Here is a 21,122-nt window from a genome sequence, read left to right on the forward strand (position 1 = left end):
CCAGCCGCTGCTGGCGGCCGGCGCCTCGCGGGTGCTGGTCGTGAACCGCACCGCGCCGCGCGCCGTGCAACTCGCCGAACGCTTCGGTCCGGCGCCGGTCAGCGGCATCGGCTTTTCCGATCTCGACCCGGCCCTGGCCGAGGGCGTGCTGCTGGTGAACGCCACCTCGGCGGGTCTTGCGGGCCATGACCTGCCGGTGCCTGCGGCGGCGTTCGTCCGGGCCGCCTTCGTCTACGACATGGTCTATGGCGCCCAGGCCACCCCGTTCCTGCGCCAGGCGACCACGGCCGGTGCGCGGGCCTGCGCCGACGGCCTGGGCATGCTGGTGGAGCAGGCGGCGGAGTCTTTCCGCCTGTGGCGCGGCGTGCAGCCCGACACCGATCCGGTCTACCGCGGGCTGCGCGAGGCGATCGGCGCGCGGTGACGGCGCCGTGGTGAACCTGCCGTGGTGAAGCGGCGCCCGGCCCGGCGCAGGCCTGCCCGCCGTTCCTGGGCAGCGCGCCTCGTGCGCTGGCTGGCGTGGGCCGTGGTCGGGCTCGTGGGTGCGGTGCTGGCCGTGCAGCTCTGGTTCCTGGCGCAGGTGGGCTGGTGGGTGTTCTTCAACCCGACCGACACCGCCTTCATGCGCGCCGAGCGCGACCGGCTCGCGCAGGCGCGCCCGGGTCTGGTCATCCGCCAGCAGTGGGTGCCCTACGAGCGCATCTCGGTGAACCTGAAGCGCGCGGTGATCGCCTCCGAGGATGCCAACTTCACCGAGCACGAGGGCGTCGACTGGGATGCGATCGAGCGCGCACACGAGGCCAACCGCCGCAAGGGCAAGGTCGTGCGCGGCGGCTCCACCATCACCATGCAGCTCGCCAAGAATCTGTTTCTCTCGGGCGAGCGCAGCTATCTGCGCAAGGCCCAGGAGATCGCGATCACCTACATGATCGAGGCGCTGATGGACAAGCGTCGCATCCTTGAGCTCTACCTGAATGTCGCCGAATGGGGCGAGGGCGTGTTCGGCTGCGAAGCAGGGGCGCGCCATCACTTCGGCGTGCCGGCCGCCCAGCTCTCGGCCGGGCAGGGTGCGCGCATGGCGGCCATGCTGCCCCGTCCGCGCTTCTACGACCGCAACCGGAGCTCGGCCTATCTCGAGCGGCGAAGCGCCACCATCCAGCGCTGGGCGCTCGACATCACGCCGCCCTGAGCGCGGTCCGCGGGCGCGGCCACGCGCAACTCGGCCGGACCAGCAACCCGGCCGGCCCTTGCCTGACCGGACGCGGGGCGCCGTCGTCGTCGCCGTGCCATGCAGCGGGCCTACAATCGCGGTTTGCCGCGCCGCCCCCGGCGTCGACCGGCATTCCCCGAGTCCCTTCCCCTGGCCATGGCCGACCCGCAAATCCAGCCCGATGACCGCGAGCCCGCCGCCCCGCCGGCTCGCCAGCCGCGCGACCCGGAGGAGGCCTCGCGCGCGCTGATCGAGGTCCAGGAGATGCTGCGCCGGCATCATGTGGTCTTCGAGCTGGCCCACCGCCAGCGCCACGGCGAGCATGCAGACCGCCAGGAGCTGGTGGAGTCGCTGGTGCACCGGCAGGCGCAGTCCGAGCTGCGCAACCGGCTCGAGCCGATGCACCCGGCCGATATCGCCTACATCCTCGAGGCGCTGCCGCTCGACGAGCGGCTGACGGTCTGGAACCTGGTCAAGGCCGAGCGCGACGGCGAGATCCTGCTCGAGGTCTCGGACTCGGTTCGCGAGACCCTGATCGAGTCGATGGACCGCGACGAGCTGGTCGACGCGGTGGAATCGCTCGATGCCGACGAGATCGCCGACCTCGCCCCCGACCTGCCCACCGATGTGGTCGAGGAGGTGCGCAGCCAGCTCTCGCTGGAGGAGCGCGAGCAGCTGCGCGCGGCGATGTCCTATCCGGATGACTCGGTGGGCGCGCGCATGGACTTCGACGCGGTCTCGGTGCGCGAGGATGTCACCCTCGAGACCGTGCTGCGTTACCTGCGGCGCTTCGATCGCCTGCCCGATCACACCGACCAGGTCTTCGTGGTGGGCCGCGACGACATCCTGCGCGGGGCGCTGCCGCTGGACAGCCTCCTCACCAACGAGCCGGAAGTCATGGTGATGGATGTGATGCGCCGCGATGTGCTCACGTTGCAGGTGCTCGACAGCCAGTCCGAGGCCGCCCAGGCCTTCGAGCGCTACGACCTGATCTCCGCGCCGGTCACCGATCCCCAGGGCCGTCTGCTCGGGCGCCTGACCGTGGCCGAGGTGGTCGATGTCATCCGCGAGGAGGGCGACGCCGATCTGCTCTCGCAGGCCGGTCTGCGCGAGGACGAAGACCTCTTTTCCAGCGTCTGGCGCTCGGCCAAGAACCGCTGGCTGTGGCTGGCGATCAACCTGTGCACCGCGTTCTTCGCCTCGCGGGTGATCGGCGGCTTCGAGGGCGTGATCGAGAAGGTGGTGGCGCTGGCCGCCCTCATGCCCATCGTCGCCGGCATTGCCGGCAACTCCGGCAACCAGACCATGACCCTGTTCATCCGCTCGCTCGCACTCGGCCAGGTCAATGCCGCCAATGCGCGCCGTCTGGTGGTCAAGGAGCTGGCCATCGCCGGCCTGAACGGCGTGGTCTGGGGCGGCATCGCGGGGCTGTGCGCCTGGTGGCTGTACAGCGAATCGCCGCAGGGCGTGCTGCTCGGCCTGACCATGACCCTGGCCATGATCCTCAACCTGCTGCTTGGCGCCCTGATCGCGATGGCGGTCCCGCTGGGGCTGCAGCGCGCCGGCCGCGACCCCGCGCTCGGCTCTTCGGTGCTGCTCACCTTCAGCACCGACAGCATGGGTTTCTTCATCTTCCTGGGCCTGGCCTCGCTGCTGTTCCGCTGAGGCGCGGCTGCGGTCGGCATCCCGCCGACCGGCGGTCGGTGATGCAGGACGCCCGGCCGCAGGCGGCTGCCGCGGCCCAACTGCCGGCCTGTGCCCGGTCTTTTCCGGGTTTGCGGGCGCGCGCGCTTCCCTAGAGTCCGTCGTTCAGGCCGCAGCGCGCGGCCGGCCCCGTCATGTCTGCCTCGCGGATACGCCCATGCGACTGCACACCCCGTCAACGCCCCTCGCGGCCAGGCCCGGCCTGCCCGCGGTCTCGATCCGCGCGCAGCAGGCATGCCACTGGCTCGAGCGGGCCCGGCTGCTGCGCGGTCGCAACGACATCGCCGGTGCGGAGTCGGCAGCCCGACAAGCCCTCACGATCGAGCCGAGCAACCTGAGCGCCTGCAAGCTCGCCGGTGCGCTGCTCGCCGAGCAGCATCGACACCTCGACGCCGTCGCGGTCTACAGCGCACTTGCGCCGCAGGCCGAGCGCGATCACGAGTACCACTGCGGGTACGGCGAGTCGCTGCTGTTCCTGGAACGCTATCCGGAGGCGATCGAGCAGTTCGTGCTGTCGTTCACCTGCAAGCCGGACTACCTGTGGGCGCATGTCCGGCTGGCGAACACGCTCTCGCGGATCCGACTGCATCAGGAGGCGGTCGAGTGCTTCCGTACCGCACTCGTGCTGGAGCCGCGCAATGCGCAGTTCCTGGGCAATCTCATCCACCAGAACCAGCAGGCCTGTCGATGGGACACCCTCGATGAAGACCTCGCGGTGCTGCTGGGCATGGTCCGTGAGGATGCCGGCAACTTCATCACGCCCTTCACCCTGCTGTCACTGGAGAGCACACCCCGGGACCAGCTCAAGGCGGGGCGGGTCGCCGCCGAGCGCATGCATGGCCGGCCTCGGGATCTGCCGCCCATGAGCCGGGCGCCTCGAGCGCCTGGCGAGCGGCTGCGCATCGGATACCTTTCCGCCGATTTTCATCAGCACGCCACCGCCATGCTGATCACCGAGGTGCTCGAGCGGCACGATCGGCAGCGCTTCGATGTTCACCTCTACTCCACCGGCCCCGATGACGGCTCGCCGCTTCGGCGGCGATTGATGCTGGCCGGCCACTGGATCGATGCCGCCCGGAACGCCGATGCGGACCTCGCGCGGCGCATCCGTGCCGACGACATCGACATCCTCGTCGACCTGAAGGGCTTCACCCGCGACGGCCGGCTCGGCGTGCTCGCGCGGCGCGCGGCGCCGATCCAGGTCACCTGGCTGGGATTCCCGGGCACCTGCGGCGCCGATTTCGTCGACTACCTCATCGGCGACCCCGTGGTCACGCCGGTGGCCGATCAGGATGTGTTCTCCGAGCGCATCGCGCAGATGCCCTGGAGCTATCAGCCGAACGACCGGCAGCGCCCCCTGGGCGATGCGCTGCCGCGCGCGGCCCTCGGGTTGCCGCAGGACGCGTTCGTCTTCTGCAGCTTCAACGCCAGCTTCAAGATCACGCCCCGGGTTTTCGCGCGCTGGTGTCGCCTGCTGTGCGCGGTCGAGGGCAGTGTGCTCTGGCTCCTGGAGACCAACCCGCAGGCCACGGCGAACCTGCGCAGCGAAGCCGCCCGCCATGGCGTCGATCCGGCGCGGATCCATTTCGCGCCATTCGTGGCGCCGCACCAGCACCTGCCGCGGCTGATGGCAGCCGACCTTTTTCTCGACACGATGCCCTACAACGCCCACACCACGGCCAGTGACGCGCTCTGGGTGGGCCTGCCGGTGGTTACCTGCCTGGGGGAGACCTTTGCCGCCCGGGTTGCCGCCGGCCTGCTGCGCGCTGCGGGCTGCGAGGAACTCATCGCCGGCTCGCTCGACGATTACGAGGCGCTGGCGCGGACCCTGGCCTGTTCGCCGGACAGGCTGGCCGCGATCCGCCGGCGGCTCGTCGACAGCCGCCTGCAGGTGCCCTTGTTCGACAGCGCGCGCTTTGCCCGCGATCTCGAATCGCTCTACCTCAGGATGGCCGAGCGCCACCGACTGGGCCTGCCGCCGGCCACCCTCGCTGCGGGCGCAGGGCCGGTCTGAGCCTGCGGGACCGTGTCCTGAACCCCGGTCCTTGATGCCCGGGCTCGGCTGGCGGCGGCTCGCAGGGCGTGCCGCCGCCAGTCGGTCGTCGCAGGTCGATGGCCGGTCGCCGTCCGCGGCACGAGTCCAACTGGCGGCCTGATCCCCGGCTTTTCCGCGCTTGGCGGGGTGACCGCTTCTCTAAAGTCTGCGGTGCGGGCTGCCGATATCGGCGCCCCCTCCTCTTCAGTGCACCGCAGGACATGCCCATGCGCCAGCAGCCCTTCTTGTCGATTCCCTCCGCCGCTCGTGGCTTGCCGGTGCCCATGACGCGCGAGATCGAGGCCGAACAGCATTACCGCAAGGGTGTGCGTGCGCTTCAGGATGGCCACTGGGCGGAGGCCGCGCGCCATTTCAATCGCGCGACCCGGACCCGCCCCGGGGAGGTGCTCTACTGGATCAATCTGGCCCAGGCGCACCGCAAGCAGAACGACATTGCCAGCGCCGAGGCCGCGATCCGCCAGGCGATCGCGCTCGACCCGGCGAACCTGCTCGCATGCAAGTTCGGCGGCACGCTGCTGGCCGAATCCAATCGACTCGCCGATGCCGTCGCGGTCTACGGTGCGCTCGCGCCGAGCGCGGTCACCGATCACGACTACCACTGCGCCTATGGCGAGGCGCTCTACAAGCTCGAGCGCTACAGCGACGCGATCCACCAGTTCATGCTGTCGTTCACCTGCAAGCCCTCCCATGTGCAGGCCCACCTGCGCATGTCGAGCGCGCTGGCGCGCATCCAGATGCACGAGCAGGCCGCCGAGTGCATGCGCACGGTGATGGCGCTCGACCCCGACAGCGTGATGGCGCGCAGCCAGCTGATCATGCAGAACCAGTACGCCTGCCGGTGGGAGACACAGGCTGAAGACGAGCGGGAACTGGCCGCGCGACTGGCCAGCACCGACAGCCCTGATGTGCCGCCGTTCAACATGCTGGTGCACGAGTGCACGCCCCAGGACCAGTTGCGCGTGGCGCGCTTCACTGCCGCCCGAGAGTTCGGTCCGACCCGGCCGTTGCCCGGCAAGGCCCACCTGTCGGGCGGGCCCGATGACCGTCTGCGCATCGGTTACCTGTCGGCCGACTTTCACCAGCACGCCACGCCGATGCTGCTCGCCGAAGTGCTCGAGCGGCACGACCGCGAGCGGGTCGAGGTGTTCCTCTACTCGCACGGCCTGGATGACGGTTCGCACTGGCGGCAACGGGTGAAGGCGTCCTCGGAGCACTGGGTGGACGCGCTGGAGATGTCCGATCTGGAACTGGCCCGGAGGATGCGCGCCGACGGCATCGACATCCTGGTCGATCTGAAGGGCTTCACGCGCGACACCCGGATGCAGGTGCTCGCCCACCGGCCCGCACCCGTCCAGGCCACCTGGCTGGGCTTCCCGGCCACCTGTGGTGCCCCCTTCGTCGACTACATCATCGGCGACCCGGTGGTCACCCCGCGAGGCGCACAGGGCGATTTCAGCGAGCAGATCGCGCAGATGCCGTGGAGCTACCAGCCCAACGACCGGCAGCGTGCGATCGGCCCCCGTGGCCCGCGCGAGCTCTACGGGCTGCCGCCCGAGGGCTTCGTGTTCTGCAGCTTCAATGTCAACTACAAGATCGTGCCGACGGTGTTCGATCGCTGGTGTCGTCTGCTCCAGGCGGTGCCTGGCAGCGTGCTGTGGCTGTTCGAGTCCAACCCCCAGGCTTCGACCAACCTGATTCGCGAGATCGAGCGCCGCGGCATCGACCGCTCGCGGCTGGTATTCGCGCCCTGGGCGGCCCCCGCGCTTCACCTGGCGCGGGCGCAGCTCGCAGACCTGTTCCTCGACACGCTGCCCTGCAACGCCCACACCACCGCGAGCGATGCGCTGTGGGCCGGCCTGCCGGTGCTCACCTGCCAGGGACAGACTTTCGCCTCACGCGTGGCCTCCAGCCTGCTGCGCGCGGTGGACTGCCCCGAACTCATCACCCATTCGCTGGACGAGTACGAGGCGCTGGCGCTGGCGCTGGCGCGCGACCCGGCCCGCCTGGGCGCCATCCGCCAGCGGCTTGCCGACCGGCGCATGTCCGCGCCGCTGTTCGACAGCGAGCGTTTTGCCCGAGATCTCGAAGCGCTGTATCGCCGCATGGCGCAGCGTCATCGTGACGGCCTGCCACCCGGTCCGCTCTGGGCCGACGATCCTCTCGCCTGACGATGGGCCCGCTGCCGGACTCGTCTTCGCTCAACGCACCGAAGGTCTTTCCATGAATCCCCTGCCCGACATCCACCTCACCATCGTCCAGCCCGCGGGCTACCTGCACTGGATGGCCCTGCTCGATCAGGCGCGCTACTACCGGTTCCAGTTCCGCCGACTCGGGGCCCGGGTGAGCATGGCCAAGAACCGGCTGCGTCATGACGCGATCAACTTCGTGTTCGGCGCCCACATGGGCTTTGACCCGGCTCTGCGCAACACCCACACCTGCATCTTCGTCAACCTCGAGCAGACCGGCCCGGGCGCGGCGCCCCTGAGCGAGGCCTACCTTCGGCTGCTGCAGGGCTCGGCGGTGGTTGACTATGACCCCGGCAATGTCGCGCACTACGCCCGCGATGTCGGCGATGTGCCGGTCGCGCCCTTCCTGCATGCACCCTACCTGACGCCGTCCGAGCCGGTGCCGCTGGAGGACCGGCCGATCGATCTGCTGTTCATCGGCACGCTCAACGAGCGCCGCGCCAACTGGCTGCGCCAGGTCGAGGCGGCGGGCTGGAACATCGCCGCCTTCAACTCGCCGCTCTATGGCGAGGATCGCGACGATGTGATCCGCAATGCGAAGGCGGTGCTCAATGTTCACTACTACGAGGCCTGCCGCCTGGAGCAGTCCCGGGTCGCCCACTGCCTGTCGCTCGGCACGCCGGTGATCTCGGAGCGTCATCCGCGGCTGCAGCCTCACGAGGCCTTCGAGGACAGCGTGCTGTGGCTGCCCGATGACGAGATCGACGACTTCTTCCGCCACGGTTTCAACACCCCGGCCTATTTCGACGCGGTGCGCAGCGGACTTGCCCGTTTCTCGGCCTGCGACCCCCTGCAGGACTATGCCGATGTGCTGGCCTTCGCCGGCGGCTATGCCCAGGTGCATGCCGAGAGCCGGATCGCCGGGCCCTGGCGGCCGAGCATGCTGAACCTCGGCTCGGGCAAGGATTACCAGACCGGCTGGCTCAATGTCGATGTGCTCGAGCGCGCGCAACCCGACCTCGTGCTCGACCTGTCCGCGCCGCTGTCGCTGCCGCTGCTGGCTGACAGCCCCACCATGGGCGCCGTGGCCCTGGCGTCCGGTCAGCTCGACACGATCAACGCCAACAACGTGCTCGAGCATGTGGGCGACCTGCCCACCCTGATGACCAACTGCCTGGCGCTGCTGCGCACCGGCGGCGAGATGGTGATCGAAGTGCCATACGAGCACGCTCGCACCGCCTGGCAGGACCCGACCCATGTGCGGGCGATGAACGAGAACTCCTGGGTCTATTACACCGACTGGTTCTGGTACCTGGGCTGGTACGAGCATCGCTTCGAGATCGCCAGTTCATCCTATGCCGACATGGAAACCCGCGACTGCCCCCGTGAATCGGCAGCGTTCATGCGAGTCCTGCTGCGCAAGATCGAGACCACGCCGCAGGAGCGGATGCTGGCGCAGGCGATGCAGCCGGGCATCCGCTTGCCCGACGACGAATCGGCGATCGCACGCAGCCTTCCTGTCGCCGGCTTCGAAGCGACCCGCGCTGTCGAGGCGGCCACCTCATGAACGCGCCGCTGCTTCCCGGGCAATGGCTGCGTGAGGCAACCGAGCAGGGTCAGTCGGTCGACCTTCTGCTCGTGCTCCAGCACAGCGACCTGATCGCGCTCACGGCGGCCCGGCGTCGCTTCGCGTCGACCCGGCTTCTGTTCATCGACCCTGGCTTCCTCGACGAAGCGGCGATGCAGGGTTTGCCGAATCTGCAGTTCCTCGGCCTGGACACGGGCCCGGACTTCCAGGCGCAGGCGGCAAGCGAGGCGCTCGCGCTCGCCACGCTGCTCGATCGGCGTCTCACCCGGGAGCGCGAGCAGCTCTGGCCCGGCGTGGCCATGAGCGGCTGGGACATCGGCCCCTTCTTCCTCGCGCTGCAGCGACTGGTGGTGGCCAGGCAGCTCGGCGAGCGTCTGCGCGACACGGTCGACGAGCCACGGATCGGCCTGCTGCGCCCCTCGCTCACCCAGCAGATGTACTTCGACTCCTTCCTGAGCGCCGAACTGGTGCGCGCGGCCGCGCCCGAGCGCTTCGTGTTCGTCGCCGGTTACGACCAGGTGATGTACCGCCGCCCTTCGCCGCTGAACTTCGTGTTCGAGAGCCGCCGGCTGCGCCACGCCATGGCCGATGGCAAGGTGTCGCTGGTGACCCACCTGCCCACCTGCTTCTACGATCGCGACTGGCTGGCGGCCGAGGTTTCCCGCGCCCATGGCTACACGCTCGATCTGCCCAGCCCCTTCTGGGATGTGCCCGTGCATCGCGGCCATCCGCCGGTGGTCGCCCCGGCCGATGCGCCGGCGACCGATCGCGCGCAGGCCGAGCGCTATTGCGAGCGGGCAAGGCAGGTGCTCGCGGAGGTGCTGAACCCGCTGCTGCCCGAGCCGGTCAGCGCCGGCCTGCAGCTCGATGACTGGGCGCAGCGCTGCCGCTGGCAGGCGCTGAACTATCTCGCGCTGCGCGATGGCCTGGAAGGCTTTCGTCCCGGGCTGCTGCTGGCCGACCAGGATGTCGGCCTGAACGGCCCGCTCTTCTCGGTGGCCGATCGGGGCGGGATGGAGATCACGGTCGCGCCGCACTCCGGTCACCCCTCGATGGTGGTTCCGCACGGCAGGAAGGTCACCGTCGTCGAGCGCGCCGGCTACGGCACCGTGGCCCGTACCGTGCTGGGCCAGGCCGTGCCGGTCCGGGCGGTACGCATGCAGCCCGGCCCGGCGCGCAAGGCCCGTGCCGATGTGCGCAGGGTGTGCCTGATGCTCAACGCGATGCAGACCGAGGGCCTGAGCCAGGTCGATGCGCCGGCGCTGGCCGACTTTCATCGCCGGCTCACCGCGCTGTGCCGCGAGCTTGGCCTGGAGCTGGTGCTGCGGCCCAAGCCGAGCTCTCCCGCGGTGCGGGTGCTCGCGAATTTTCTGGGCGAACCGCCCGAGGCGATCAATCGCCATGTCGGCACGCCGCTCAACGAGCTTGCCGAGTCGGCCGACCTGTGCATCGTGTTCGGCGAGCCGACCACCGGGGTCGCTCCGTTCCTCGATTCGGGTTGTCCGGTGCTGCAGGTGTGTCCGCAGCGCTGGCCGACCGATTACCTGGTCTGCACCCCGCTGATCGAGCAGGGTGTCATCCCGATGCTCGATCCCGACCCGGCGATCGCGATGCTGGGTGAGCTCGCCCGAGACCCCGATCGTTATCGCCGGTTCGCCGCCCGCCAGTCGGCCGATGTCGACTACCGGGCGCGCGATGCGCACGACCACCTGTTCACCCTTCAGGAAGGCACACGCCCATGCTGAACCACAAATCCGTCCTGATCACCGGCGGCACCGGCTCCTTCGGTCAGGCCTTCGTTCGCACCGTGCTCGAGCGCTACCCTCAGGTGCGACGCCTCGTGATCTTCTCGCGCGACGAGCTCAAGCAGTTCGAGATGGCCAATCAGCTGTCGCCGCGCGTTCATCCGCAGCTGCGCTACTTCATCGGTGATGTGCGCGACCCGGCCCGGCTCAAGCGGGCGGTCGAGGGCGTTGATGTGGTCATCCACGCCGCTGCGCTCAAGCAGGTGCCCGCCGCCGAGTACAACCCCTTCGAGTGCATCAAGACCAACATCCTCGGGGCCCAGAACCTGATCGATGCCTGCCTGGATACCGGTGTTCAGCGGGTCGTCGCGCTCTCGACCGACAAGGCCGCCGCGCCGATCAATCTCTACGGCGCGACCAAGCTGTGCTCCGACAAGCTGTTCGTGGCGGCCAACAACATCCGGGGCGACCGTGACCTGCGCTTCTCGGTGGTCCGCTACGGCAACGTGATGGGCAGCCGCGGCTCGGTGATCCCCTACTTCGTCGATCGCCGCGGCAGTGGCGAGCTGCCGATCACGCACCCGGACATGACCCGCTTCAACATCAGCCTGCAGGAGGGTGTGGAGATGGTGCTCTGGAGCATCGAGAACGCGCTCGGCGGCGAGATCCTCGTGCCCAAGATCCCCTCCTACCGCATCACCGATGTTGCCGAGGCGGTCGCTCCCCACGCCCGCCAGCAGGTGGTTGGCATCCGGCCGGGCGAGAAGCTGCATGAGCAGATGATCACCGCCAGCGACAGCCTGAACACCGTCGACCTGGGTCGGTACTACGCGATCCTGCCCTCGGGCCACGGCGAGTACAGCGTTGAAGACTACTGCCGCCGCATGGGGGCCAGCCGGGTCGAGCCGGGGTTCAGCTACGACAGCGGCTCGAACACCGATTTCCTCAGCGTGCCGCAGCTGCGCGCGCTGATCGAGCGGCATGTCGAGAAGCCCGACACCGTTCACCACTGAGCACGGCGATGACCACGACGGTGCTGATCCTGGGTGCCAGCGGTCTGCTTGGCCAGGCCATGTCGGCTGCCTGCGCGCAGCGGGGCTGGCGCGCGGTCGGCATGAGCCGGGCCACCGGCGTGGACTTCGCCGCGATCGACGACGAGCGGCTGCTCGCCGCCTATCTCGACTGGCACCGTCCCGACCTGCTCGTCAATGCCGCGGCGCAGACCGATCTCTCGGCCTGCGCGGCCGATCCGGTGCAGGCCTGGCGGCTGCATGCAGGGCTGCCGGCGATGCTCGCCCGCTGGGCCGATGATCGGGGCCTGCGCTGGCTTCAGGTCTCCACCGATCACTATTTCTGCGGCAACGGTGCGGCCCGCCACGACGAGCATGCCGATGTTGCGCTGGTCAATGAATACGCCCGCAGCAAGTTCACCGGCGAGCGCGCGGCACTGTCCAGCGCCTCGGCACTGGTGGTTCGCTGCAATATCGTCGGTCGTCGCGGCTGGCCGGGTCGGCCGAGCTTTGCCGAGTGGATGGCCGGCACGCTTGCCGCGGGCGAGCCGATCGCCGGTTACACCGATGTCTGGGCATCCAGCCTGGAGGTTGGCCAGAGCGCTGCGCTGATGCTCGATCTGCTCGAGGCCGATGCGCGCGGTCTGGTGAACATCGGTTCCCGCCAGCCCTGCTCCAAGGCCGACTTCATCACCCGTTTTGCCCGAGCCGCCGGCCACGATCCCTCGCTGGTGCGGCCGATGGCGCGCCCGGCCGGTGGTCTTGCGCGGGCCGATTCCATGGGCCTGGATGTCAGCCTGGCCGAGCGACTGCTCGGCCGCTGCCTGCCGGACACTGCCGAGGTGATCCAGGCGCTCGCTGTCTGCTTCGAGGAGACTCCCCATGTCACAACCTGACGCCGGATCCGTCGGCGAACTGTCGTTTCATGCCAACCAGCCGGCGTATTTCATCGCCGACATCGCTGCCAACCACGACGGCGACCTTGCCCGCGCCAAGGCGTTGATATGGCATGCCCGCGAAGCGGGCGCGCAGTGCGCAAAGTTCCAGCACTTCAAGGCCGAGCAGATCGTGAGCGACCATGGCTTTCGCTCGCTCGCCGGAGCCCTGGGCCACCAGTCGCGCTGGAACCGTCCGGTTTTCGATGTCTACCGTGCCTACGAACTTGATCGGCGCTGGAACGAGGAGCTCGCCGCCACCGCGCGCGAGGCTGGCATCGACTTCATGACCACCCCCTACGATCTCGATGCGGTCGAGTCGGTCGGGCCGCTGGTGCGGGCCTGGAAGATCGGTTCCGGCGACATCACCTGGACCGACTTCATCGCCCGCATCGCACGCACCGGCAAGCCGGTGCTGCTGGCCAGTGGCGCCAGCACGCTGACCGACGTCGATCGCGCTGTCGAGGCCGTGCTGTCGGTCAATCCGCGGCTGGTGCTGATGCAATGCAACACCAACTACACCGGCTCGCTCGAGAACTTCCGCTTCATCAATCTCAATGTGCTCAAGGCCTATGCGACGCGCTATCCCGCAGCCGTCCTCGGCCTGTCCGATCACTCCCCGGGCCATGCCACGGTGCTTGGCGCGATCGCGCTCGGCGCCCGGGTGATCGAGAAGCACTTCACCGACGACACCCGGCGCGAAGGTCCCGACCACGGCTTCTCGATGACCCCCGCCACCTGGCGCGAGATGGTCGATCGCAGCCGCGAGCTCGAGGCGGCGCTCGGCGACGGCATCAAGCGGGTCGAGGCCAATGAGCGCGAAACCGTCGTGCTGCAGCAGCGCTGCATCCGCGTGCGTCGCGCCCTGCCGGCCGGACATGTGCTGCGCGCCGAGGATCTCGAGATGCTGCGTCCGGCGCCGGTGGGTGCGATGCGCCCCGATGATCTGCCGCGGGCCATCGGCGGGCGGCTCGCTCGCGCCTGCGAAGCCGGTGAGGCGCTGGTGCTCGGCTGCGCGGACGGCGTTTCCGGCGCCGTGGGCGTGCTCTCGGCCGCGCCGATGCCTTCGCCGGCGGGCGAGCCGGTCACGGCATGATCTGCGGGCGGCTCACCGGCCTGCGCGCCATCGAGGAGCGCGATCTTGGCACGCTGCTGGCCTGGCGCAACGATCCCCGCCTGCGGCGTTACTTCCGCGAGTACCGCGAGCTCAATGCCGTGCAGCAGCGCGCGTGGTTCGACACCCGGGTCAACAACGACCCCGCCACCCGCATGTTCGCGATCGAGTCGCTCGTCGATGGCCGCCTGCTCGGGGCGTGTGGTCTGTGCTACATCGACTGGGTGAACCGCACCGCCGACTTCTCGATCTACATTGGCGCCAACGACGCGTACATCGACACGGTCTTCGCCCCGGATGCGGCGATCGCGATGATCGGCTATGGCTTCGACGAACTCGGCCTGAACCGCTTGTGGACCGAGATCTACGGCTTCGACCTCCCCAAGACCGGCTTCCTGAGCGCCCTGGGGTTCACGCTGGAAGGCCGGCATCGGCAGACCCACTGGGCCGAGGGCGCCTGGCATGACTCCCTGTTCTTCAGCCTGCTGGCGGGCGACCCCCGGCCGGCCTTTCCCGGAAGTGCCCGATGAGCCAATTCGCCATCATCCCCGCGCGCGGCGGCAGCAAGCGGATCCCGCGCAAGAACATCAAGCTGTTCGACGGCAAGCCGATGATCGCCTACGCGATCGCCGCTGCGCGCGAAAGCGGTCTGTTCGAGGATGTCATCGTCAGCACCGATGACGACGAGATCGCCGAGGTGGCGCAGGCGTTCGGTGCGAGCGTGCCGTTCCGGCGGCCGGTCAACCTCGCCGACGACCAGACCGTCACCGTGCCGGTGATCGGCCATGCGGCGCAGTGGCTGGTCGACCAGGGACATGATCCGCAGGCGGTCTGCTGCATCTATCCCTGCGTGCCGCTGCTGCGCGCCGAGGACCTGATCGGCGCCCACGCGCTGATGCGCGAGTCTGGCGCCGACTATGTCTATCCGGTCGTGCGATTCCACAGTTCTCCCTGGCGGTCGATGCTGCGCCCCGAGGCGGGGCCCATGCGCTTCGTCCACCCCGAGTTCGAACTCACGCGGACCCAGGACCTGCCGGTGTGCTACTTCGATGCCGGTCAGTTCTACTGGGGGCGCACCCAGGCCTGGACGAGTGGTCTGCGCATGCACTCGAACGGTCATGGCTACGAGATTCCCGGCTATCGGGTGGTCGACATCGACACCCCTGACGACTGGGCACGCGCCGAGCTGATCGCACGCGCGCTCTGAACTGTCGGCTGCAGCCCCGCTTTTCCGGCGTTCCGGCCGAGCGGCACGGGGGCACACTCGGGCGACCTTCGATGGAGCCCGATGATGAACACAGAGACCCGATCCCGGGAGGGCCGCGCCCTCGGCGCCTTCACGCGGCTGGTTGACGCCCCGGTCGACGACGACCTGCCCGCCGGCAAGCCGTTCCCGGCCCTGCGTTACTGCGTGCGCTGCTGCATCCCGCAGACCCAGGAAGGCGTGATCTTCGACGAGCTCGGCGTGTGCCAGGCCTGCCAGAGCGCCGAACAGAAGATCCACATCGACTGGACCGCCCGTGAGCGCGTGCTGCGCGGCATCCTCGACGAGGCCCGCTCGAAGGCGGGCAACAACTACGACTGCATCATCCCGATCAGCGGCGGCAAGGACAGCACCTTCCAGCTGCATGTGCTGACCAAGGTCTACGGCATGAAGCCGCTGGCGGTGACCTTCAGCCACAACTGGTTCAGCGAGACGGGCTGGTACAACCTGCAGAACTCGCTCGAGCAGTTCAATGTCGACCATGTGATGTTCACGCCGAACCGGTCGCTCGTGAACCGGCTCGCGAAGCACTCCCTTGCCGGTATCGGCGATGCCTGCTGGCACTGCCATGCCGGGGTTGGCGCCTTCCCGCTGCAGGCGGCGGTGCGCTTCAACATCCCGTTGCTGATCTGGGGCGAGAGCATCGCCGAGAGTTCCGGCAGGGCCTCGTACCTGAATCCGGTGCGCAAGTTCGACCGCGAGTACTTCACCAAGGTCAGCGCCAAGCTGCGCCCCGACCAGATGGTGCGCGACGATGTCAGCGAGCGCGATCTCTACCCGTTCAATGTGCCCAGCGTCGAGGATTGCGAACGCGTTGGCGTGATGGGCATCCACCTCGGCGACTACATCTTCTGGGACGACGAACGCCAGACCGAGTTCGTGCGCGACAACTACGGCTGGCGCGAGACCCAGGTCGAGGGCAGCTTCAAGCGCTACAAGAGCGCCGAGTGCATCATGCCCGGGGTCCACGATCTGGCCTGCTATGTGAAGCGCGGCTACGGGCGTGCGAGCTTCCATGCCAGCGTCGATGTCCGCGCCGGCCTGCTCAGCCGGGACGAGGCCTGGGACCTGATCGCGCGCAACGACGGCGTCCGGCCCGAGGGCCTGGACTACTACCTCAAGATCACCGGCATGACCGAGGAGGAGTTCTTCAGCACCCTCGAGAAGCACCGCCGGCCGGAACTCGCCCGCACGGTGATCCCGATCTACCCCAAGCCCGCCCGCAACGAGGAGGAGCTGCTTCCGTACCCGCAGCAGCTGCAGCGCCGCTTCCAGAGTGCCCGGGAGGGTTGACCCGCATGGACTTCCGCACCCACGACATCGCGCGGCTGCACGACGAGATCGCCGCGCTGCGCATCACGCCGGCCGACATCGCCGAGCACTGCATCGCTCAGGTTTCCCGGCAGGAGTCGGCGCTGGGCGCCTGGGCAGGTTTCGATCCTGCCCGGCTGCGGCAGGCGGCCACCGAGGCCGCGCAGCGACTGGCCCGCGGCGAGCCGCTGCGGGCGCTGGAGGCCATCCCGGTCGGCGTGAAGGACATCTTCAACACCGCCGACCTGCCCACCGAGATGGGCAGTCCGCTCTGGTCGGGCTTCACCCCGGGTAATGACGCCCGAGCGGTGTTCAACCTCAAGCGTGCGGGCGGTCTGGTCGCGGGCAAGACGGTGACGGCCGAGTTCGCCGTGCACACCCTGGGCAAGACGCTGAACCCATGGGCGCTCGATCGCACCCCGGGCACGAGCAGCAGCGGCTCGGCGGTCGCGGTGGCCACCGGCATGGTGCCCGCTGCGCTAGGCACCCAGACGGCAGGCAGCATCATCCGGCCAGCGAGCTTCTGCGGCGTCTACGGCATGAAGCCCTCGTTCGGCCTGATCCCGCGCACCGGCATGCTCAAGACCACCGACAGTCTGGATACGGTCGGTTTCTTCACCGGGCACGCCGCCGATCTCGCCGTCATGTTCGATGCCCTGCGTGTGCACGGCCGCAACTTCCCGATCAGCCATGCCGCGCTTGGCGACGAGGCCCGCCAGGCGGCGCCCGCCGAGCGGCCGTGGCGGGTCGCCTTCGTGCGGCCGCATGTCTGGCCGCACGCACCGGCCCATGCCCGCAGCGCGATCGATGCCTGGGTCCGGCGGCTCGACGCCGATCCGCGCTTCGATGTCACCGAGGCTGCGCTGCCGGAGATCCTCGCCGAGAGTCACGAGATCCACGCCACCATCTACAACCGTGCACTCGCCTACTATTTCCAGGCCGAGTTCCGTCAGGCCGAACTGGTCTCGCCGGTGATGCGCGCACTGATCGAGCTCGGCCAGACGATCAGCCCGCAGGCTTACACCGATGCGCTCGATCGCCAGGTCGAGATCGCCCGGGCGGTCGAGCGCTTCGCACGCGGCTTCGATGTGATGGTCACGCTGTCCACCGCCGGCGAGGCGCCGCTGCGCCATGTGCCCGAGGCCCCCGACTCGGCGCTGATCTGGACCCTCGCCCAGGTGCCGAGCCTGAGCGCGCCGGCGTTCCGCAGTCCGGAGGGGCTGCCCTTCGGACTGCAGATCGTCGCCCGGCGCTACAACGACCCGCTCCTGCTGCGTTTCGTGACCGAGGCGGTGGCGCGCGGCTTCCTGCCGGCATCGGGGCACTGCGCACAGCGTGCGTCGAGCCCGGCCGCCGAGCTCGCGGCAGCCTGACATGTCCTCGCGCGGCGAATCCGCGGCTGCGTTCCGGCTGCTCGTCATCGGTTGCGGCAACATCGCCGGCGGCTTCGATGCCGGGCGCGACGCGGCAATGCCGCCGCTCACCCATGCGGGCGCATTCTCGCGCGATCCGCGCTGCGAGATTGCGGCCTGCGTCGAGCCTGATGTCGAGCGGCGTGCGGCGTTCATGCGCCGCTGGGGCGTGCGCCATGGCCATGCCGAGGTGGCTCAGGCCCTCGCTGACGGTCCCTTCGATATCGTCAGCATCTGTTCGCCCACGGCGCTGCATCCGGAGCATCTCCAGGCAGTGCTCGCGGGCAGGCCGCGAATCGTCTTCTGCGAGAAGCCACTGGCGCCCACGCTGGCGCAGGCCCGCGCGATGGTTCGGGCCTGCCGCCGTGCCGGTGTCACGCTGGCGGTCAATCACAGCCGGCGCTGGGCGCCCGATGTGCGCCGGCTTGCCGAGCAGTTGCGCACCGGCGTCTGGGGCGCCGTGCGCTCGGTCTGCGGCACCTACAACAAGGGCGTGCTGAACAACGGCAGTCACCTCGTCGATCTGCTGCATCTGCTGCTCGGACCGATGCGGCTGGCCCACGCCGGTCCGGCGATCCACGATCACTGGCCCGACGATCCCAGCGTGCCGGCGATGCTGGTCTCCGAGCAGGGCGTGCCGGCCCAGCTCGTGGTGGCCGACGCCCGCGACTATGCGGTCTTCGAACTGCAGATCATCACCGAGCGCGGCCTGATCGCGATCGAGGACGGCGGACTGCAGTGGCGTGTCCGGCGGGTGATCGACAGCCCGCACTTCAACGGTTATCGGGTGCTCGACGAGGGCGAACGCCGCCCCGGCGAGTACCTGCAGGCGGCAGCCCGCGCAGCCGATGATCTGCTCGCCTGCCTGGCCGACGGTCATGTGCCGGCCAGCACCGGCGAATCCGCGCTCTTGGCGCAGGCCCTGTGCGACCAGATGCGTCGCCGCGCCGCGCCGCAGCGCCACTCCATGCACTGACAACACGGAGATTTTCCGATGGCAGACACCGATACCCTGGCCCTGCTTGGCGGCCGACCCGTCATCGACGAACCCATGACGCACCCGCCGTTGCTCGACGAGCGCGATGTGCAGGCCGCCAGCGAGGTGATCCGCGGTGGCGTGCTCTCCGGCTACATCGGTGCGCCGGGTGAGGCCTTCATGGGCGGCGCCCGCGTCCGCGCCTTCGAGGCGATGTGGGCTCGGCACTTCGGTGTGCGCCATGCCATCGCCGTCAATTCCTGGACGTCGGGCCTGGTCTGCGCGGTGGGCGCAATCGGACTCGAGCCGGGTGACGAGGTGATCACCACGCCCTGGACGATGGCCGCCACCGCGACGGCGGTGCTGCATTGGGCGGGCATCCCGGTCTTTGCCGACATCGACCGGGCGACCTTCAACATCGATCCGGCCAGCGTCGAGAAGCTGATCACGCCGCGCACCCGAGCGGTGATCGCGGTGGACATCTTCGGCCAGAGCGCCGACATGACCGCCCTGCGTCGCATCTGCGATCGGCACGGTCTGCGTCTGCTCGGTGACACCGCACAGGCGCCGGGCGCCTTCCACCATGGCGCCCCGGCCGGGACGCTTGCCGACATCGGCGGCTACAGCCTGAACTACCACAAGCACATCCATTGCGGCGAGGGCGGGGTGATCGTCACCAATGACGACCGCCTGGCCCGTCGCGCGGCGCTCATCCGCAATCATGCCGAGGCGGTGATCGACAGCGACCGCCCCGAAGACCTGGCCAACCTGCTCGGCTTCAACTTCCGCCTCGGCGAGATCGAGGCGGCGATCGCCTCGGTGCAGCTCGGCCATCTCGACGCCCGGGTTGCCGCGCGCCAGCGTGCCGCCGCCCTGCTCGATGCCGGTCTTGGCAGTCTTCCCGGTCTGACCCCGCCGGCGGTGCTGCCGGGCAACACGCACGCGTACTACATCTACGGCCTCCAGCTCGATCCGGTGCGGCTCGGCGTCGAGCGCTCGGTGATCCTCGAGGCACTGCGTGCCGAAGGGGTGCCTGGCCTGGTTGGCAGCTACCAGAACCTGCATCTGCTGCCGATGTTCCGGCAGCGCATCGCCTACGGCACCGGCGGCTTCCCCTGGCGCGGCGCGGCGGGCGAAAGCCCGGTGCACTACGGGCCCGGCCTGTGCCCGGTCGCCGAGGAGCTGCACGGCCGCACCTTCCTCGGCCTGGCGCTCGGCCAGTTCGCCCACGCGCCCGCCGACATCGAACGCGTCGTCACGGCCTTCCACAAGGTCTGGGCGCACCTGCCCGCTCTGCGGGCGGCCATGCCGCTGGCGGCCTGAGGGGCACCATGGCTGTCCCTGTCCTGCACGACGCGCCAGCCACGCCGCCGGTCACGGCTCCGAGGGCGATTGACGCCCTGCCGGCGATGCCTGTCCTGCGCGGTGGCTCGGTGCTGCTGCGCCCGTTCACGGCCGACGACATCGATGCCGCATACCTCGGCTGGCTGTGCGACCCGGCGGTGGTGCGCTTTTCGAACCAGCGCTTCGTGCGCCACTCGCGCGAGAGCTGTCAGCGCTATCTCGGCAGCTTCGCCGGCACCCCGAACCTGTTCGTCAGCGTGCGCCTGCCCGGACCCGCCGGCGAGCGGCGGGTGGGGACGCTCACTGCCTATCGCAATCCCCATCACGGCACGGCCGACATCGGGATCCTGATCGGCGAGCGTACGGTGTGGGGCCAGGGCGTCGGTCTGGATGCCTTTCGCACCCTCGCCGACTGGCTGGCCGGCAACCCCGGCCTGCACAAGCTCACCGCGGGAACCCTGGCCTGCAACCACGGCATGATCCGGGTGGCGCAGCGCGCCGGCTTCAGCCTGGAAGCGGTGCGTCGGGCGCAGGAGCGGGTGGAGGGGCTGGCGGTGGACATGCACCTCTTCGCCCGCTTCGTCGCCTGAAGCGGGCGTCGCCACCCGGCATGCGCACCGCTGGCCTGACCGACACAGTCACGCCCGGGGGCGCGATGCCGATCGGCGCCAGCCCGCAAGCCAGCCTCGAGCACGCACCGCGCTGGCCGGCGCTGCCGATCGCCGTGGCCTGTCACGATGCCGGCGGCGCGAATCTGATCCTGCCCTGGCTCGATGACTGTCCGGCGGTGCGCGCGGTCATGACCGGCCCGGCGCGGATTGCCTGGGAGCGCCGCTTCGGCGATCGGCCGCTCGCCGCCGGTCTTGACGCGGCTCTGGCCGGCAGCGCGCTTCTGGTCAGCGGCACTGGCTGGGCGAGCGACCTGGAGCATCGCGCACGCCAGCTCGCCCGCGAGGCCGGTGTGCGCTCGGTGGCGGTGCTCGATCACTGGGTCAACTATCCGCAGCGCTTCGAGCGCGCCGGCACGCACTGCCTGCCCGATGAGCTCTGGGTGACCGATGATCATGCCGCGGCACTCGCGCGCGCGGTGCTGCCGGGTCTGCCGGTGCATCAGTGGGACAACCGTTATCTCGCGGAGCAGTGCGCACGGATCGGTCCGGCGCCGGGCGATGGCAGCGTGCTGTATGTGCTCGCGCCCACGGCGCGCGCCGGGGCCGCGCTGGGCGAGTCGCCAGGCGTCGATGAATGGGAGGCGCTCGAGTGGTTC

Annotated in this window: 18 protein-coding genes; all 18 read left to right on the forward strand. The window is 69.4% G+C overall.

Annotated features, from left to right (window positions below):
• The coding region (locus AC2H6A_RS07875; RefSeq protein ID WP_484272608.1) for a shikimate dehydrogenase family protein at nt 1-424 on the forward strand (424 nt) is incomplete at its 5' end.
• Between the two features lie 81 nt (nt 425-505).
• A complete protein-coding gene (mtgA, locus tag AC2H6A_RS07880) occupies nt 506-1,189 on the forward strand; it encodes a monofunctional biosynthetic peptidoglycan transglycosylase (RefSeq protein WP_484272609.1) in 684 nt (227 codons plus the stop codon).
• A 177-nt stretch (nt 1,190-1,366) separates the two neighbouring features.
• A complete protein-coding gene (gene mgtE, locus AC2H6A_RS07885; protein WP_484272610.1) occupies nt 1,367-2,875 on the forward strand; it encodes a magnesium transporter in 1,509 nt (502 codons plus the stop codon).
• Nucleotides 2,876-3,071: 196 nt separating this feature from the next.
• Nucleotides 3,072-4,928 carry an O-linked N-acetylglucosamine transferase, SPINDLY family protein gene (locus AC2H6A_RS07890; protein ID WP_484272611.1) on the forward strand — a complete coding sequence of 619 codons (1,857 nt, stop codon included), beginning with the start codon at nt 3,072-3,074 and terminating at the stop codon, nt 4,926-4,928.
• 266 nt (nt 4,929-5,194) lie between these two features.
• Nucleotides 5,195-7,138, forward strand: a complete 1,944-nt coding sequence (locus AC2H6A_RS07895) for an O-linked N-acetylglucosamine transferase, SPINDLY family protein (RefSeq protein ID WP_484272612.1) — start codon at nt 5,195-5,197, stop codon at nt 7,136-7,138.
• Nucleotides 7,139-7,190: 52 nt separating this feature from the next.
• Nucleotides 7,191-8,723, forward strand: coding sequence for a class I SAM-dependent methyltransferase (locus AC2H6A_RS07900; RefSeq protein WP_484272613.1), 1,533 nt, complete (start codon nt 7,191-7,193; stop codon nt 8,721-8,723).
• On the forward strand, nt 8,720-10,489 hold the full coding sequence (locus tag AC2H6A_RS07905; protein ID WP_484272614.1) for a hypothetical protein: 1,770 nt from the start codon (nt 8,720-8,722) through the stop codon (nt 10,487-10,489). Before AC2H6A_RS07900 ends, AC2H6A_RS07905 begins: the two co-directional genes overlap by 4 nt.
• On the forward strand, nt 10,483-11,502 hold the full coding sequence (gene pseB / locus AC2H6A_RS07910) for a UDP-N-acetylglucosamine 4,6-dehydratase (inverting) (RefSeq protein WP_484272615.1): 1,020 nt from the start codon (nt 10,483-10,485) through the stop codon (nt 11,500-11,502). Before AC2H6A_RS07905 ends, pseB begins: the two co-directional genes overlap by 7 nt.
• 8 nt (nt 11,503-11,510) lie before the next feature.
• Complete coding sequence (locus AC2H6A_RS07915; RefSeq protein ID WP_484272616.1) at nt 11,511-12,395, forward strand: SDR family oxidoreductase; 885 nt, start codon at nt 11,511-11,513, stop codon at nt 12,393-12,395.
• A complete protein-coding gene (locus tag AC2H6A_RS07920; protein ID WP_484272617.1) occupies nt 12,382-13,530 on the forward strand; it encodes an N-acetylneuraminate synthase family protein in 1,149 nt (382 codons plus the stop codon). Before AC2H6A_RS07915 ends, AC2H6A_RS07920 begins: the two co-directional genes overlap by 14 nt.
• Nucleotides 13,527-14,078 (forward strand): GNAT family N-acetyltransferase, encoded by a 552-nt coding sequence (locus AC2H6A_RS07925; protein WP_484272618.1) that lies wholly within the window; start codon nt 13,527-13,529, stop codon nt 14,076-14,078. The genes AC2H6A_RS07920 and AC2H6A_RS07925 overlap by 4 nt, the downstream gene beginning before the upstream one ends.
• On the forward strand, nt 14,075-14,755 hold the full coding sequence (gene pseF, locus AC2H6A_RS07930; RefSeq protein ID WP_484272619.1) for a pseudaminic acid cytidylyltransferase: 681 nt from the start codon (nt 14,075-14,077) through the stop codon (nt 14,753-14,755). Before AC2H6A_RS07925 ends, pseF begins: the two co-directional genes overlap by 4 nt.
• A gap of 84 nt (nt 14,756-14,839) precedes the next feature.
• Entirely contained in the window at nt 14,840-16,105 is a 1,266-nt protein-coding gene (locus tag AC2H6A_RS07935; RefSeq protein ID WP_484272620.1) for an N-acetyl sugar amidotransferase, read from the forward strand.
• Nucleotides 16,106-16,110: 5 nt separating this feature from the next.
• Nucleotides 16,111-17,496 carry an amidase gene (locus AC2H6A_RS07940; protein WP_484272621.1) on the forward strand — a complete coding sequence of 462 codons (1,386 nt, stop codon included), beginning with the start codon at nt 16,111-16,113 and terminating at the stop codon, nt 17,494-17,496.
• Nucleotide 17,497: 1 nt separating this feature from the next.
• Nucleotides 17,498-18,511: a Gfo/Idh/MocA family protein gene (locus AC2H6A_RS07945; RefSeq protein WP_484272622.1), complete on the forward strand. Its 1,014-nt coding sequence runs from the start codon at nt 17,498-17,500 to the stop codon at nt 18,509-18,511.
• Nucleotides 18,512-18,529: 18 nt separating this feature from the next.
• On the forward strand, nt 18,530-19,834 hold the full coding sequence (locus AC2H6A_RS07950; protein WP_484272623.1) for a DegT/DnrJ/EryC1/StrS family aminotransferase: 1,305 nt from the start codon (nt 18,530-18,532) through the stop codon (nt 19,832-19,834).
• Between the two features lie 8 nt (nt 19,835-19,842).
• Complete coding sequence (locus tag AC2H6A_RS07955) at nt 19,843-20,445, forward strand: GNAT family N-acetyltransferase (protein WP_484272624.1); 603 nt, start codon at nt 19,843-19,845, stop codon at nt 20,443-20,445.
• Between the two features lie 20 nt (nt 20,446-20,465).
• Nucleotides 20,466-21,122: hypothetical protein (locus AC2H6A_RS07960; RefSeq protein ID WP_484272625.1), on the forward strand; the 657-nt coding region annotated here is incomplete at its 3' end.

Source organism: Quisquiliibacterium sp. (genome assembly GCF_982640115.1).

Coding starts and splice junctions, on each gene's coding strand:
- mgtE (WP_484272610.1), top strand. CDS start 1,367: ATGGCCGACCCGCAAATCCAGCCCGATGACCGCGAGCCCGCCGCCCCG.
- AC2H6A_RS07890 (WP_484272611.1), top strand. CDS start 3,072: ATGCGACTGCACACCCCGTCAACGCCCCTCGCGGCCAGGCCCGGCCTG.
- AC2H6A_RS07900 (WP_484272613.1), top strand. CDS start 7,191: ATGAATCCCCTGCCCGACATCCACCTCACCATCGTCCAGCCCGCGGGC.
- AC2H6A_RS07905 (WP_484272614.1), top strand. CDS start 8,720: ATGAACGCGCCGCTGCTTCCCGGGCAATGGCTGCGTGAGGCAACCGAG.
- pseB (WP_484272615.1), top strand. CDS start 10,483: ATGCTGAACCACAAATCCGTCCTGATCACCGGCGGCACCGGCTCCTTC.
- AC2H6A_RS07915 (WP_484272616.1), top strand. CDS start 11,511: ATGACCACGACGGTGCTGATCCTGGGTGCCAGCGGTCTGCTTGGCCAG.
- AC2H6A_RS07920 (WP_484272617.1), top strand. CDS start 12,382: ATGTCACAACCTGACGCCGGATCCGTCGGCGAACTGTCGTTTCATGCC.
- AC2H6A_RS07925 (WP_484272618.1), top strand. CDS start 13,527: ATGATCTGCGGGCGGCTCACCGGCCTGCGCGCCATCGAGGAGCGCGAT.
- pseF (WP_484272619.1), top strand. CDS start 14,075: ATGAGCCAATTCGCCATCATCCCCGCGCGCGGCGGCAGCAAGCGGATC.
- AC2H6A_RS07935 (WP_484272620.1), top strand. CDS start 14,840: ATGAACACAGAGACCCGATCCCGGGAGGGCCGCGCCCTCGGCGCCTTC.
- AC2H6A_RS07940 (WP_484272621.1), top strand. CDS start 16,111: ATGGACTTCCGCACCCACGACATCGCGCGGCTGCACGACGAGATCGCC.
- AC2H6A_RS07945 (WP_484272622.1), top strand. CDS start 17,498: ATGTCCTCGCGCGGCGAATCCGCGGCTGCGTTCCGGCTGCTCGTCATC.
- AC2H6A_RS07950 (WP_484272623.1), top strand. CDS start 18,530: ATGGCAGACACCGATACCCTGGCCCTGCTTGGCGGCCGACCCGTCATC.
- AC2H6A_RS07955 (WP_484272624.1), top strand. CDS start 19,843: ATGGCTGTCCCTGTCCTGCACGACGCGCCAGCCACGCCGCCGGTCACG.